The sequence below is a fragment of the Pseudomonas sp. GW456-L12 genome (assembly GCF_059424045.1).
Genome location: NZ_JBWKZA010000003.1, coordinates 259,484 through 273,936, shown reverse-complemented (window position 1 = coordinate 273,936; position 14,453 = coordinate 259,484). Strand labels below are relative to the sequence as shown.

The 14,453-nt window shown below is 62.2% G+C and carries 9 protein-coding genes; 3 read left to right on the top strand and 6 right to left on the bottom strand.

Annotated features, from left to right (window positions below; all coding sequences use genetic code 11):
- Nucleotides 1-150: 150 nt before the first annotated feature.
- From AC07Y9_RS05870 to AC07Y9_RS05860, 3 genes are all read left to right on the top strand, one after another.
- Complete coding sequence (locus tag AC07Y9_RS05870; RefSeq protein ID WP_007929247.1) at nt 151-486, top strand: hypothetical protein; 336 nt, start codon at nt 151-153, stop codon at nt 484-486.
- Nucleotides 487-1,186: 700 nt separating this feature from the next.
- Nucleotides 1,187-2,833 carry a malate dehydrogenase (quinone) gene (mqo, locus tag AC07Y9_RS05865; RefSeq protein ID WP_053261826.1) on the top strand — a complete coding sequence of 549 codons (1,647 nt, stop codon included), beginning with the start codon at nt 1,187-1,189 and terminating at the stop codon, nt 2,831-2,833.
- Between the two features lie 253 nt (nt 2,834-3,086).
- The gene (locus tag AC07Y9_RS05860) at nt 3,087-3,485 is read left to right on the top strand and encodes a hypothetical protein (RefSeq protein WP_102679828.1); all 399 of its coding nucleotides are present in this window, start codon (nt 3,087-3,089) and stop codon (nt 3,483-3,485) included.
- Between the two features lie 12 nt (nt 3,486-3,497).
- Here AC07Y9_RS05860 and AC07Y9_RS05855 read toward each other — a convergent pair whose 3' ends face one another.
- The 6 genes from AC07Y9_RS05855 to AC07Y9_RS05830 all read right to left on the bottom strand — a co-directional run bounded on the left by AC07Y9_RS05855 (nt 3,498) and on the right by AC07Y9_RS05830 (nt 14,319).
- Nucleotides 3,498-5,681 (bottom strand): TonB-dependent siderophore receptor, encoded by a 2,184-nt coding sequence (locus tag AC07Y9_RS05855; protein WP_102679827.1) that lies wholly within the window; start codon nt 5,679-5,681, stop codon nt 3,498-3,500.
- Between the two features lie 305 nt (nt 5,682-5,986).
- Entirely contained in the window at nt 5,987-7,393 is a 1,407-nt protein-coding gene (locus AC07Y9_RS05850) for an ATP-binding protein (RefSeq protein ID WP_087091603.1), read from the bottom strand.
- On the bottom strand, nt 7,390-9,201 hold the full coding sequence (locus AC07Y9_RS05845; protein ID WP_102679826.1) for a DAHL domain-containing sensor histidine kinase: 1,812 nt from the start codon (nt 9,199-9,201) through the stop codon (nt 7,390-7,392). The genes AC07Y9_RS05850 and AC07Y9_RS05845 overlap by 4 nt, the downstream gene beginning before the upstream one ends.
- Entirely contained in the window at nt 9,198-10,151 is a 954-nt protein-coding gene (locus tag AC07Y9_RS05840; protein WP_102679825.1) for a cytochrome-c peroxidase, read from the bottom strand. Before AC07Y9_RS05840 ends, AC07Y9_RS05845 begins: the two co-directional genes overlap by 4 nt.
- Before the next feature lie 26 nt (nt 10,152-10,177).
- On the bottom strand, nt 10,178-12,046 hold the full coding sequence (locus AC07Y9_RS05835; RefSeq protein ID WP_102679824.1) for a putative bifunctional diguanylate cyclase/phosphodiesterase: 1,869 nt from the start codon (nt 12,044-12,046) through the stop codon (nt 10,178-10,180).
- Nucleotides 12,043-14,319 (bottom strand): GGDEF/EAL domain-containing response regulator, encoded by a 2,277-nt coding sequence (locus AC07Y9_RS05830; protein WP_102679823.1) that lies wholly within the window; start codon nt 14,317-14,319, stop codon nt 12,043-12,045. Before AC07Y9_RS05830 ends, AC07Y9_RS05835 begins: the two co-directional genes overlap by 4 nt.
- Between the last annotated feature and the right edge of the window lie 134 nt (nt 14,320-14,453).

The following is a 14,453-nucleotide window of genomic DNA, read 5'->3' as shown; positions in this document are numbered from 1 at the left end:
TCCGGGACGTGATGGGGTTAACGTTTTTTTGACCGATATCAGGTGATGATCGTGGGGCGGGAATACCGTTCGGCGAAAGAAGCAGGTGTTTCTAACGATAAGCCCGGGCAAGTGATACATTTCTCGACTTTTTAGGGATGAGGAAGACATATGCGAGTTTGGCTAGGCGCGTCGCTGATGGGACTGTTGGCCGGGTGTTCGTTACCCACGGCTTTGGCACCGGGCAAGCCGAACGTCAGTGAGCTGACTGGCAAAACGCCGAAAGATTACGCGCAGTGTGTTCTGCCGGCCTGGCAGCGCGAAACGCCCAGGAGCACCCAGTCCGATATCTCCAACGGCTATCGGATCACCGCTCCTGGCAGCCTGGCATCGGATGAGATCGTGGAAGTGGTGAAATCGAAGAACGGCAGCCTGGTCTCGCTCTACCAGGGAACACCCTGGGCCAAGTCCGCGGTGCTGAAAAAGGCCGTGCATGATTGCCTGTAGGCCGCTTCATGCCTTCTGTGAAGGGCTTGTCAAAGTGACAGCCCGTTGCTGTTGAATCGCGCGTTCCTGCCCACAAAAAAGCCCTGACTAATCAGGGCTTTTTTTGTGCCGGGTCTTGTCCGGGCCTCACCTTGTTCGCCTTCAGGCGAACTCTTGAATCATCAAGGTCCTTTTCTGCATAAAAACAGGACAAATCTGACAGTTTTTTTGACGGCTTTATCCGTCCAGTAGACAATGGCGCGTTAGCCACCACCCATGATGGCCATTATGTCCGTTTTCAGCAGGAGGGCTGCCAGGGTTGGGGGCGATCCCTGTATGCGATACCCGTGGCCTTGCCGCTGTCAGGCGGTGATCGAGGGCGTTGGCAGCAGGCCGATCGTAGTACCGGGTGTTGTTGACTCACTCCTTCGGTTACACCCGACTAGTCTCTCTATGGGAATGTGGTTTTAGCGGGCGTTTCGGACCGTCGATCGACGCTGTCCGAAGGCGTCCCAACAAAATAGTGTCACTCAAGTAGCTGAAGCCAATAGCGAATAAGAAGTCAGCGCAGGAGCGACATATAAACTGAGGTCGATAGTGTCATGTCGGCCTTGTGTGCCCACCCTTCAGTTCTTCTGAGTGCGGGAACCCATGGCGGTGCCGGGGCGACTGATGATCGAGAATGGGGGGGCGGATGGCGTTCTATCGTAGGAACTACTGTATGTTGAAAAAAGTGAACACGGCCCTGCTGGGCTTGGCGATGACGATGGGGCTCAGCTCTGCGTACGCCGCCGAGACCAAGAAAGTGGATGTGCTGCTCATCGGTGGCGGCATCATGAGTTCGACCCTGGGTGTCTGGCTCAATGAGCTGGAGCCGGGCTGGTCGATGGAAATGGTCGAGCGTCTCGACGGCGTTGCCGAAGAAAGCTCGAACGGCTGGAACAACGCCGGTACCGGTCACTCTGCCCTGGCGGAGCTGAACTACACCCCGGAAAACAAGGACGGCAAGGTCGAGATCGCCAAGGCCATCGAGATCAACGAAGCGTTCCAGATTTCCCGCCAGTTCTGGTCGTGGCAAGTCAAGAACAATGTCCTGAAGGACCCGCGTTCGTTCATCAACTCCACTCCGCACATGAGCTTCGTGTGGGGCGATGACAACATCAAGTTCCTGAAGAAACGCTACGAAGCACTGCAGGCGAGCCCGCTGTTCGCCGGCATGCAGTACTCCGAAGACCCGGAGCAGATCAAGCAGTGGGTCCCGCTGATGATGCAAGGGCGCGATCCGAAGCAGAAGATCGCCGCCACCTGGTCGCCGCTCGGCACCGACGTGAACTTCGGCGAGATCACCCGTCAGTTCGTCGGCCACCTGAAAGCCCAGCCGAACTTCTCGCTCAAGCTGTCGAGCGAAGTGGAAGACATCAAGCGTAACGAAGATGGCTCCTGGCGCGTGGTGTACAAGAACCTGAAAGACGGTACCGAAACCCAGACCGACGCCAAGTTCGTGTTCATCGGCGCCGGCGGCGGTGCCCTGCACCTGCTGCAGAAGTCGGGCATTCCTGAAGCCCAGGAATATGCCGGTTTCCCTGTGGGCGGCTCGTTCCTGGTGACCGAGAACCCGGCGATCGCCGAGCAGCACCTGGCGAAGGCCTACGGCAAGGCGTCGGTCGGCGCTCCACCGATGTCGGTTCCGCACCTGGACACCCGCGTGCTGGACGGCAAGCGCGTGATCCTGTTTGGCCCGTTCGCGACCTTCTCCACCAAGTTCCTCAAGGAAGGTTCGTACCTCGACCTGCTGACCACTACCACCACTCACAACATCTGGCCCATGACCAAGGTCGGCATCAAGGAGTACCCGCTGGTCGAGTACCTCGCCGGCCAGCTGATGCTGTCGGATGAAGATCGCCTGAATGCCCTGAAAGAGTACTTCCCTAACGCCAAGGCTGAAGACTGGCGTCTGTGGCAGGCCGGCCAACGCGTGCAGATCATCAAGCGCGACGAGCAGCTGGGTGGCGTGCTGAAACTGGGCACCGAGATCGTCAGCGCCAAGGACGGCAGCATTGCCGGCCTGCTGGGGGCTTCGCCAGGTGCTTCGACCGCCGCGCCGATCATGCTCAGCGTGCTGGAGAAGGTCTTCAAGGACAAGGTCGCGACTCCGGCCTGGCAGGCGAAGCTGCATCAGATCGTGCCGAGCTACGGCACCCAGCTCAACGGCAGTCCTGAGCGTGTCGCTCAAGAGTGGGCCTACACCAGCGAAGTGCTGCAATTGACTCCGCCACCGGCCATCGGCCAGATGGCTGCACCTGCGCAACCTGCGGCTGAAAAGCCAAAGGCGCCAGTGAGCAACCCGTCGGCTGACATGGCACTGTAATACCGGCCGCGCCCGACCTGTCGGGTGAACCGGAACCTGGGGCGGATATCCGCTCCAGGCTAAAAAAAACGCCGCTCCCAGGAGCGGCGTTGTTGTTTGTGCGGCGCATTCAAGAGCCTTCCCTCGCGTCCTGCAACCCTGCCTTGCGCCCATGGCGCATTTCTAACCGAAACATCCAAGTCACGCCTGCCCGGGAACTATTGCCGGGAAATCCCTTTCCATAAGCTCGACGCAATGATGCCTGGAGAAGGCGATGTTCAGAGCTGGCTCGTTAATCTCGATCGTCTCGATTCTGCTGTCGATCCCGCTGGATGCCGGCGCGGAGTCCGGCACGCAGGCAAATGCCCGGTACTCCAACGATCATGCGAATTGGGAACGCCTTCCCGTGGTCAATGACTACCAGGTGAGAGCACTGTTGCAGGCTTCGAAGCGGGACTGGAGCCCGGCCGCAGCGCTGCCGGCCGATGCCAGGCAGAACCTTCGCCGGGGCAGGACGTTGCCCAAGCAGCAATCGCGACGCTTGAACCCCAGGCTGGTCCAGCAGTTGCCGCGTTACGACGGCTACCAATGGTGGCGCGCGGGCTCCGATCTGCTGCTGGTCAGGACCTCGAACCGGATGATCTTCGACGTCCTGGTCGATGCCTTCCAGTAGGACTGGCCCCGATCAGAAGTTGATCGAGGCGCTCAACCGCGCGGTCAGGGGCGCGCCCTGGAACAGGTAGCCATCGCCCATGTATTCACTGGCGTCACGCCAGTAGCGCTTGTCGAACAGGTTGTCCACGGTCAGCCGGAACACGGTGTCGTAACCGTCGATGCGGGTGCTGTAGCGGCTGCCGATGTTGAACACGGCGTAGCTGCCGGTCTGCACCTCGCCCTCGCGGTTGGCGTACTTGCGACCGCTGTACTGCACGCCGCCGAGCAGCGCCAGGCCATCGAACCAGGGCAGGGCGTAGTCGCCGTAGAGGCTGGCGCGCAGGGTCGGCACGTTGAGCGCCTGATGACCTTCGTACTCCGGGGTGTCGCTGCCGGTGACTCGTGCGCGGATCGCCGCGACGCTGGCCGAGACCTGCAGGCGTTGGCTGGCCCAGCCATTGGCCGAGAGTTCCAGGCCGGTGTTCTTCTGTTCGCCCTGCTGGGTGAAGGTGAAGGTGCCGTCGCCATTCGGCCGGGAGTATTGGTAGGCCTGGCGGATCTGGAACAGCGCCGCGGCCAGGCTGATGCGCTGCCAGTCGTACTTGATGCCGGCCTCGATCTGCCGTGACACGGTAGGCGCGAGGATTTCAAAGGCATTGCTGGCGAACCACGGCGCCTCGCCACCCAGGGACAGGCCCTTGCTGTAGCGGGTGTACAGCGCCAGGTTCTGCACCGGCTTGTAGATCAGCGCGGCCTGGGGCAGGAACACATAACGCTGGGTGTGGCGGGTGGTATCGCCCTGGCTGTCGAAGGTTTCCTCGTCCAGGCGTACCTCGCGCCCGCCGAGCACGGTCTGCCAGTGTTCGTTGAAACTGATGCGGTCGTTGAAGAACAGGCCGTACTGGCGGCTGTCCAGGCGGCGGTAGGAGTCGTTGAGCGGTCCGTCGTAACGGGCGAAATCCGCTGGCTCGCGGTCGATGTTGGCGCTACCGATCATCTGGTTGATCGGGTCGCGTTTGTCCACCACGCGGCGGAATGCGCTGGTGCCGATGCTGAGTTCGTGACCCAGGCCGCCGGTGTCGAAGTTGCCGCTGAGGACGGCCTGAACCTCGTCGTTGCGCCGGGTATCGTCCGGGCTGCGGAAATCGTAGATGTCGTAGTCGCCCTCGGGGCTGAAGTGGTTGGGCACCGCGGCGCCGGCGCAGCTGGCGGCACCGTAGCAGCCCCAGGCGAACGAGCTGTAGTCGTCGATCACCACCCGGCTGCGCGAGGCGCTGAGGTTGCCTTTCCACTGGTCGTTGAAGCGGTACTCGAAGTTGCCGTTGAGGTTCAGCGCGTCGGTGCCGACCGGCTTCGAACCGCTCTGGTGCGCCAGGAGCTTTTTCGGCGAGGCGTGGTGCGGCAGGCTGGAGCCGCCGAGCAATTGATAACCCGGGGCCGAGCGCTGTTCCTTGGTCTGGTACTCGATGTCCAGTTGCAGCAGGGCGTCGGGGCTGATGTTCCAGTCGAAGGCCAGGGAGGCGAAGTCGCGCTGGCCATTGGTGTGTTCGACATAGGAGTGGATGTCCTCGTGGGCCAGGTTGGCGCGCAGCCCGAACTGCTGCTCGCTGCCGAACCAGCCACCGACATCGGTGGCCACATAGCCGCTGCCGCGATCGTCGGTAGAGACTGTGACCGAGCGCACGTCGGTGGGGCGCTTGGTCACGTAGTTGATCAGCCCGCCGGGCTCGCTGACGCCGCTCTGCAGGCCGTTCAGCCCCTTGAGCAATTCCACCTGCTGCTTGTTTTCCAGGCCGACGTTCTGCTCGCCGGTGATGCTGCGGCCGTTGATCCGATAGCTGTTGGCGGCATTCAGGGAGAAGCCGCGCACCGTGAAATTCTCGTAGTAGCCGACCGGCGCATAACTTTCGCCGACCGAGGCGTCGTTCTTCAGCACCTCGCTGAGCAGGCGGGCCTGCTGGTCCTTGATCAAGTCTTCATTGATCACCGCGATCGAGGCGGGGGCATCGAGCAGGGGAGCCGCCTCGAAACCGCCAACCGCGGCGCTGCTGGCCTGATAACCGGAGCGGTCTTCGCCGGTCACGGTCAGTGCCGGCAGTTCGGTCTCGGCGGCCTGGGCCACGGGCGCGGCACCGGCCAGCAGCAGGCTCAGCAGATTGCGCGCGAACCGCGGGGCGGGCAGCCCCTGGCGGGAGGCCCGGTAAAGCATATCCATGAAAACTCCTCGACGATGGCGATCCCGGCCTCGGCGAGTACCAGGCACAAAGGGCCAGGTGCGCTCGGGAAAGCGTCGTGCTGTTTAAGACGGGGGAAGCGTGTGTGCCCTGAGGGCGTCAGGCCGGATGTACTCCGGTGGCCATTGGCAAGACGAAATCGGCGACCCATTCTTGAGGCGCGCCATCATACAAGAGATCGGGCCTGCGGCATGCCCCGGCGTACCGCGTCGCTTGGATCGCCAGCAAGCCTGGCTCCTACAGAAGCAGCAGTGGTGTCTAGCCTGTGGCCGGAGTGCGGGGGCGTTCAGCCGGCCTTTCTGCTCTGATGCACCGGAAGCTCGACGCGGAAGGTGGTGCCGACGCCGACCTCGCTGCGTACCGAGATGTCGCCGCGGTGTTTCTTGACGATGCCGTAGGACAGCGACAGCCCCAGCCCCGTGCCCTGGCCCACGGGTTTGGTGGTGAAAAACGGGTCGAAGATTTTCTGCAGGCTGTCCGGCGGGATGCCCGAGCCATTGTCGGCCACTTCGATCCACACGTTCTCGCCCTCGACGCCGTTGCGCAGGGTGATGGTGCCCCGTTCGTTGCCCATGGCCTGGGCGGCGTTGACGATCAGGTTCATCACCACCTGGTTGATCTGCGAAGGCAGGCACTCGACCTCCGGCAGCTCGGCGTACTCCTTGATCACGTCGGCCTTGTACTTGATCTCGGCGGCGACGATGTTCAGGGTCGAGTCGATGCCCTGTTGCAGGTTCGCCCATTGCCATTCCTGGGTCGAATCGACCCGGGAAAAGTCCTTGAGGTCCTTGACGATCTGGCTGACCCGGCCGATGCCGTCCTTGGACTCCTTGATCAGCAGCGGAATGTCCTCGAGGAGGAAATCCAGCTCGATATCCGTGCGCAACTGTTTCAGCCGATCGCGCAGCTCGCTGGCGCCGATCCCGGTTTCGGCATTGCCGTAAGCCTCGAGCATCTCCTGCAGGCGCTTGAAGTAGCTGTCCAGGGCGCCGAGGTTGGAGGAAATGAAGCCGACCGGGTTGTTGATTTCATGGGCGACCCCGGCGGCCAGCTGGCCCAGGGAGGCGAGCTTTTCCGATTGCACCAGTTGGCTTTCCAGCAGCTTGCGTTCGTCGATTTCCCGTCGCAGCGCGGCGCTGGCCTGCTTGAACGCCAGGGTACGTTGCTCCACCCGTTCTTCCAGCTCGCTCATCTGCAGCTGCGCGCGCATGGTCATTTCCCATTTGGTGGTGAGGGTGTTGGCCATCTGCTGGACTTCGATATTGTCGAAGGGCTTTTTCAGGATCAGCAGCCGGTCGTGGCCGTTCAGGCGATCGAGCAACTCGTCCCAGGAGTAGTCGGAGTAGGCGGTACACACCACCACTTGCAGCAGTGGGTCGTGCTTCCACAACTCTTCGATGGTTTGCGCGCCGTCCCAGCCATCGGGCATGCGCATGTCGACGAAGGCCAGGGCATAGGGTTGGCCCTTGCCCGCCGCTTCCAGCAGTTTGCCCAGGCCTTCCTGGCCACCGTAGGCCGAATCCAGTTCGAACACTGTGGCGGCGGTTTTTGGCGCGCTGCCGAACAATGCGCTTTCCATCGCATCGAGGTCGGCGCTGTCGCCGGTCTTGGGCGTAAGGATCTTGCGGAAGTCGTCGTGGATCGCCGGGGTGTCGTCAATCAGCAGGATGCGCCGGTTTATCGGGTTGTTCATGCCTCAACCTCGGCGGTGATCAGGGGGATTTGCAGGACGAACAGCGCGCCTTTGCCCGGGCCGTCGCTATGGGCGGTCAGGTGGCCATTCATCTCGATGGCCGCCAGGGCGCAACTGTGCAGGCCGAACCCATGGCCTTCCTTGCGGGTGGTGAAGCCGTGGGCAAAGATGCGGGTCATGTTTTCCGGAGCGATGCCTTCGCCTTCGTCACGCACGCTGATCTGCAAGGTCTCGCCGTCGACCACCGCTGCCGCCAGGGTCATGTTGCGCGTCTGGTTGGACAGGTCGGACATGGCGTACTTGGCGTTGCTGATCAGGTTGATCAGGATCAGCAGCAGGCGATGCTTGTCGCCCATGATCAGTGGTACGTCGGCGTATTCCTTGCGCACGGTCACATGATGGCGGGTGAGGGCGCCGGAGTTCATCCGCAGCGCGTCTTCGAGCAGTTCGCTGACCGACAGCGGTTCCAGCAGGCTGCTGGCGCCCGCATAGGATTGCTGGGTAGCGACGATGTCCTTGATGTGATCGACGCTTTTGCTCAGTTGGCTCAGCTCCTCGGTCATGCCTTGCTGTTCCAGGTCGATGGCCTCGACCAGCTGGTTCAGGTAGCCGGGCAGCAATTTGCCCTTTTCGTCCTCGGTGAGATAGCTGCCCAGGTCCTGCTTGTGTTGGTTGATCAACTGCATCGCCTTGCCCAGCCCCTGGGCCTTGCTGTTGCGCAGCTTGCGGCTGACCAGGTCGGCGGAGATGTTCACGCTGTTGAGCACGTTACCGACGTTGTGCAGGACATTGGTGGCAATTTCCGCCATGCCGGCCTGGCGGGCGGTGTCGAGCAGTTCGCTCTGGGTGTCCTTGAGCTGGCGCGTGCGCTCTTCGACCCGTTGTTCGAGTTCGTCGTTGGCGGCCACCAGGGCGCGGTTCATCTGGTTGATCTCGGCAAAACTGCGGATCAGGCGAATGCCCAGCCAGATCAACAGCAGTACCAGCAGCGCGGAAAACAGCAGCAGGTAGAAATGGTATCGCTGGTCGACGGCCTCGGCCTGTTGCTGGTCGCGGTTGAGCAGGACGGTGATGTCGTCCAGGCGCTCGTCGACCGGCACCACTTCGATTTCCTCGAGCAGGCGGTTGACCTTGGGTTGCTCGCGCAGGATCAGCTCGACGTGGTTGCTGAGGGTATCGATCAGGCCATGGAAGTCCGTGGGCAAGCGCTCCTTGTTGACCGTCAGCTTGTTCAGGCCCACCAGGATATCCGCGGCCCTGTCGTCGGAGGTGACCTGGGCGAACTCCAGGCTGCTGAGCAACAGGTCGTAGGTATCGGTGGCGATGTTCTGCAGCTGCAGTTTGTCCGCGTCGTGCAGTTGGGCCAGCTCCTGCTGGATATCGTCCTCGGCGGTCGGCAGGAAGGCCAGGGAGTTGCGCAGCACAGAGTTGTGCGACTTGAACTGTTCCACCAGCCGGGTCTTTTCCTTTATCGCGTTCAGGTAGCCGTCATGGGCATTGCGCCACAGCGGCGAATCGTTGCGCTGGTTCTGCGCCTCCATCGAGTCGAATTTCTGCCACAGGCGTGTCATTTCCCCCAGTGGCGAAACCAACGGGTCGTAGTTATGGGTGATGGCCACCCTGGCCTTGAGTATTTCGTTTTCCCACAGCGAGTCCTGCTGCTTGATCTGGCGGATCAGGTCGCGCGATTCGGTGTAGGTCACGGTCTGGTCGGACCTGGATTTGAGGTAGAGAAAGAGCAGGATCGAAGCCATCAATACCGCCAGGGCGGCGAGCAACAGGATGCTTACGCGACGGGATACTTTCATAAGGGGTTGCCTTCCCATTCGCCGGTCAGGGTCTTGAGGAATTTGACGATCAGGCGTTTGTCTTCCTCGGACGGCGTACGTCCCAGCTGGTACTTGAACATCACCGCCACCGCGCCTTCGAGGGTGGCTTGCGAACCGTCGTGGAAGTACGGCGCCGTGACCGCGACGTTACGCAGGCTCGGCACCTTGAACACATTGCGGTCGTCTTCTTCGCCCGTGACGTTGAAGCGCCCCAGGTCGGCCTCGGTAGGGTTGCCCCGGGCCGCGAAGTAGTCGCCGAGCACGCCGAACTTCTGGAACATGTTGCCGCCGATATTCACCCCCTGGTGACAGGCGATGCAGCCGTATTCCTGGAAGCGCTGGTAGCCGTACTTTTCCTCGATGTCGAGGATCTCGGTGTTGCCCGCCAGGTATCGGTCGAAGCGCGAGTTGGCGCTGAGCAGGGTGCGTTCGTAATCGGCCAGGGCGCCCTGGATGTTGGCCTGGGACACACCACCGGGGTAGGCATCGGCGAAGGCGGTGCGATAGGCCGGGTCGTCGGCGATGCGCTGTACCACGACTTTCCAGTCGCTGCCCATTTCGCTGGGGCTCTGCACCACGATGTGCACCTGCTCTTCCAGGGTTTCGGCCCGACCGTCCCAGAACTGGTGGAAGTTCAGGCTGGCGTTGAACACGCTCGGGGTGTTGACCGCCACGGGCTTGCCATCGAAACCCAGGGAGTGCGGAACAGTATCGGCACCGCCCCGATCAAGGCGATGACAACTGGCGCACGACAGGCTGTTGTTCACCGACAGGCGCGGGTCGTTGAACAAGCGTCGTCCCAGTTCGACCCGTTTGCTGTCCAGCGCCGGTGCTGCGGGGAGGGGTTTGAGCGGTCCTTCCAATGGCGCGGCCTCGGCGCCTGGAGCGAGCAGCAGGTTGGCCGAAAGGAGTAATGCAAGTGACGACATGGTCGGTATCCTTACCAGGCACAACTTCATGGATGGGGCAGGTGAGGTCGCTGGGATTCGGTCAGGAAGCGGGCGAATTCCTCGGGCTCCACGGCCTTGCTGAAGTAGAAACCCTGGCCTTCCTCGCAGTGGTGACGCTTGAGAAAGTCCAGTTGTTCGGCGGTCTCCACGCCTTCGGCGATGATGCTCAGGTTGAGGCTTTTACCCAGGTCGATGATGCTGCTGACCAGTTTCGCGTCGTTGCTGTCGGTGCTCAGGTCACGCACGAACGACTGGTCGATCTTCAACACGTCGACCGGGAATTTCTGCAGGTAGCTCAAGCTCGAGTAGCCGGTGCCAAAGTCGTCGATGGCCAGGCGAACCCCCAGCTGCTTGATGGCATGGAGCGTGGCGATGGTGGCGTCGACGTTCTGCATCAGCACGCTTTCGGTGATTTCCAGTTCCAGCAACGTCGGGTCGAGCCCGGTCTCGGCCAGCGTGCGGGTGAGGCGTTCGACATAGTCGTGCTGACGGAAGTCGATGGCCGACACATTCACCGACATGCAGATGGGTGGCAGGCCCTGCGCTTGCCAGGCCTGCGATTGCAGGCAGGCACGGCGCAATACCCATTGGCTGAGGGCGGCGATCAGCCCGCTGTCTTCGGCCACCGGGATGAAGTCCGAGGGGAACACCCAGCCATGGCCGGGCCGGTTCCAGCGCACCAGTGCCTCGGCACCGACCACCGTGCCTCGCGCCAGGTCCAGCTTGGGCTGGTAGTGCAGGACGAACTCCTCACGTTGCAACGCCAGGCGCAGGCCGGTTTCCAGGGTCTGCTGCTGGCGCGCGCGCAGGTTCATGTCTTCGATGAAAAAGCTGAAGTTGTTGGGGCCGCAGTCCTTGACGTTGCGCATGGCAGTCTCGGCGTTCTTGATCAGCGTTACGGCATCGGCGCCGTCGTAGGGATAGATGCTGATGCCCAGGCTGGCGGTGACCGTCAGGTCGTGGCCCGCCACGGAATGAGGGGTATTGATGGCGGCCAGGAGTTTTTCGGCCACCCCTCGGGTCTGCTGTGGGTGCAGGATGTCGCCGATAATCACCACGAACTCGTCCGAACCGTAGCGAAATACCGAGTCGGTTTCGCGCACCGTGGTCGCCAGGCTGCGGGCGACGAGCTTGAGCATCTCGTCTCCCGCCGGGTGCCCGAGTGCGTTGTTGATGCGCTTGAAACGGTCCAGGCCGATGAACATCACCGCCAACTGGCGGTCATGGCGGCGGGACTGGGACAGATGCTGGGTCAGGCGATCACCGAGCAAGGTACTGTTGGGCAGCCCGGTGAGCACATCGTAGTGCAGCAGGTGCGACACACTCAGCAGTTCCTGGACCCGTTCCTCGATGGTCTGTTCCAGGTTGCGCATCTTGCTCGCCGCGTCCTGAGCCAGCTGCCATTTCCAGGTCAGGGCGCTGGCCATCTGGCGAATTTCGAGGCTGTCGAACGGCTTTTTCAGGATCAGCAGCTGGTCGCCGAACTCGATACGTTCGGCCATGGCTTCCCATGAGTAATCGGAGAACGCGGTACATAGGGCGATCTGCAACTGCGGATCGGTTTTCCACAGATGCTCGATGGTCTGCAGGCCATCCCAGCCGGGTGGCATGCGCATGTCGATAAAGGCCAGGGCATACGGCCGGCCTTCGGCCTGGGCGCGCTTGACCAGTTCCACGGCTTCCTCGCCCTGGTAGGCCGAGTCAAGCTCGAAGTGCTGATGGGGTCTGCGGCTGGCGCCCAGCAGCAAGGCTTCGGTCTTGCCCAGAGGCCCTTCGTTTTCGGGGCTGAGAATCTTGCGAAAGTCCTGATGGATCGCCGGTGTGTCGTCGATGATCAGAATTCGCCGATTGGGCACCACGGATAACGGGCTCACCTGAAATTCTCCGACGTCGGATCCGCCGATCTGGTGCTGCCATCCACAGCAGCAGACCTGGCCTTGAGCAGTTCGCCAGCCTGGTCGCTGTCGACCGCGGCACCGAGCGAGTGCCCCAGTGACGTGCCGCTGGATATCAAGGTCGTGCGCTGCTCCTGGGTTTCCACCCCTTCAGCGGTGACCCCGATACCCACCTCGCGGGCGAAGTTGAGGATGGCCCGGAGCGTCATGGCGTTGTCCGGGTCGCTGCTGGCGCTGTCGAGAAAGCGCTGGGCCAGCTTGAGGTGGTTGACCCTGTAGGTCTTGAGGTAGTCGAACGAGGAGTACTCGGTGCCGAAATCGTCGATGGCGATCTTCACGCCCAGCTCGCACAGCCTGGGCAGGATGTCGTTGTGGGTCCACTTGGTCTGGGCCAGGGTGCCCTCGGTCACGTCGAATCTCAGGTCCCACGGGCACAGGTCCCAGCGCGCGGTGGTGCGCAATACGTCGTAGATCAGTTCTGGCCCGGTCTTGAGCTGGACCAGGGACAAATGGATCGCAATCAATGGCGGTGCCACGTTCTGGTCGCGCCAGGCGCGCATCTGCCGGCAGGCCTGGTCCAGCAGCCAATGACCGAGGGCGATGACGATGCCGGTCTTCTCGGCCGCGGGCATGAAGTCCTCGGCCTCGAGCCAGCCGCGCAGGGGGTGGAGCCAACGAACCTGGGTCGCCATGCCGAGGATCCTGCCGGTACCGAGATCGACTTCCGGCAGGTAATGCAGGTGCAGTTCGTCGCGTTCCAGGGCCAGCTTCAGGTCGTTGGCCAGGGTCACCCGCTCCGTGACCTCCTGGTTGATTTCCTCGCTGTGGAAATGGAACTGGTTGCGGCCCTTGTCCTTGGAGCGATACAGCGCCATGTCCGACTGCGCCATCAGGCTGTCGGCACTCAGGGTCTGCGGGCTGTAGAGGCTGATGCCGATGCTCACCGAGATGCGCACCTCGTTGCCTTCCAGGGAGTAGGGGAGCAGCAGGGTGTCGCGGATTTTCGTCGCCAGCGCGGCGCAATGCGTGGCCTCGTCGACGTCCAGTTGCAGGATCGCGAACTCGTCGCCGCCCAGGCGCGCCACCACATCGTTTTCCCGGGTGCAGGCCTTGATGCGCCGGGCCACTTCCTGCAGCAGCAAGTCACCAATGGGGTGGCCGAGGGTGTCGTTGATGCGCTTGAAGTGGTCCAGGTCCAGGTAAAACATCGCGAAGGGCGCGGCTCCTCGTCGGGCCGCGGCGAATGCCTGGTGCAGGCGCTCGATCAGGGTGGCGCGGTTGGCCATCCCGGTCAGGCTGTCGGTGCGGGCCATCAGGGCCATTTTTTCTTCGGCCAGCTTGCGTTCGGTAATGTCGAGGATGATCCCTTCCACCTCGACCAATTGGCCCTGGTCGTTGCGTACCGGAATATAGCGGTTTTCCACCCAGCGAAAGGCACCATCGCCGGTGCGCATGCGGAACTCGATGGACGCTCCCGCCACATCCCGATCGAGGATCCGCAGCATGGCGTTCTTGACCTTGGCCTGGTCGTCGGGGTGGATCAGGGTCTGGGCCCAGTCGGCCGAGGCCACCAGTTGCGCCGCCACATGGCCGAACTTGGTGATGTTGTGGGAGATGTACATCAGCGTGAACGATGGCTCGCCCCGCAGACGATAGAGGATGGTGGGGCTGTTCTGCACGATGATGTTGGCGTCGGCCAACTCGCGGGTGCGTTCCTCGACCGCCTGTTCCAGCTGATCCATTTTCAGCTCGGCGTCTTCGGTCATCTGCCATTTTACGGTCAGGGCGCTGGCCATCTGGCGGATCTCGATGGCGTCGAAGGGCTTTTTCAGGATCAGCAGGCGGTCGCCCAGTTGCAGGCGCTCGGCGATGTCTTCCCAGGAATAGTCGGAGTAGGCGGTGCACAGGGCGATTTGCAGCTTGGGGTCGACCTGCCACAGCCGCTCGATGGTTTCCAGGCCGTCCCAGCCGGGCGGCATGCGCATGTCGATGAACGCCATGGCATAAGGCGCATCGTGATCCAGCGCTGCCTGTACCTTGTCCAGCGCCTCCCGGCCCTGAAACGCCGAGTCGAGAAAAAAATGCTCCAGCGAGGCACTGACGGGCGTACCGAATAGGGCGGCTTCGGCGTCGCTGAGGCTGTCCCCGGGGGCATCCGTGCAGGCGAGGATCTTGCGAAAGTCCTCATGGATCGACGCCGTGTCGTCGACGATCAGAATTCGCCGGTTGGTCCGGTCTGCCGACACCATCATCGGCGTGCTCCAACTCGGTGCGGGCACCTTGTATATAAGCTCATCGGGCTTCCCTTCCTGCTTCCTGAACATGCAATCCATTTTGGCCTTGAGCATAGTCAGGCTCCCCCGTATGCGCTAATCGGCCGGCGTCA

Excerpts from the sequence above, each read along its gene's own strand:
- AC07Y9_RS05870 (WP_007929247.1), top strand. The coding sequence starts at position 151 with ATGCGAGTTTGGCTAGGCGCGTCGCTGATGGGACTGTTGGCCGGGTGT.
- mqo (WP_053261826.1), top strand. The coding sequence starts at position 1,187 with ATGTTGAAAAAAGTGAACACGGCCCTGCTGGGCTTGGCGATGACGATG.
- AC07Y9_RS05860 (WP_102679828.1), top strand. The coding sequence starts at position 3,087 with ATGTTCAGAGCTGGCTCGTTAATCTCGATCGTCTCGATTCTGCTGTCG.
- AC07Y9_RS05855 (WP_102679827.1), bottom strand. The coding sequence starts at position 5,681 with ATGGATATGCTTTACCGGGCCTCCCGCCAGGGGCTGCCCGCCCCGCGG.
- AC07Y9_RS05850 (WP_087091603.1), bottom strand. The coding sequence starts at position 7,393 with ATGAACAACCCGATAAACCGGCGCATCCTGCTGATTGACGACACCCCG.
- AC07Y9_RS05845 (WP_102679826.1), bottom strand. The coding sequence starts at position 9,201 with ATGAAAGTATCCCGTCGCGTAAGCATCCTGTTGCTCGCCGCCCTGGCG.
- AC07Y9_RS05840 (WP_102679825.1), bottom strand. The coding sequence starts at position 10,151 with ATGTCGTCACTTGCATTACTCCTTTCGGCCAACCTGCTGCTCGCTCCA.
- AC07Y9_RS05830 (WP_102679823.1), bottom strand. The coding sequence starts at position 14,319 with ATGATGGTGTCGGCAGACCGGACCAACCGGCGAATTCTGATCGTCGAC.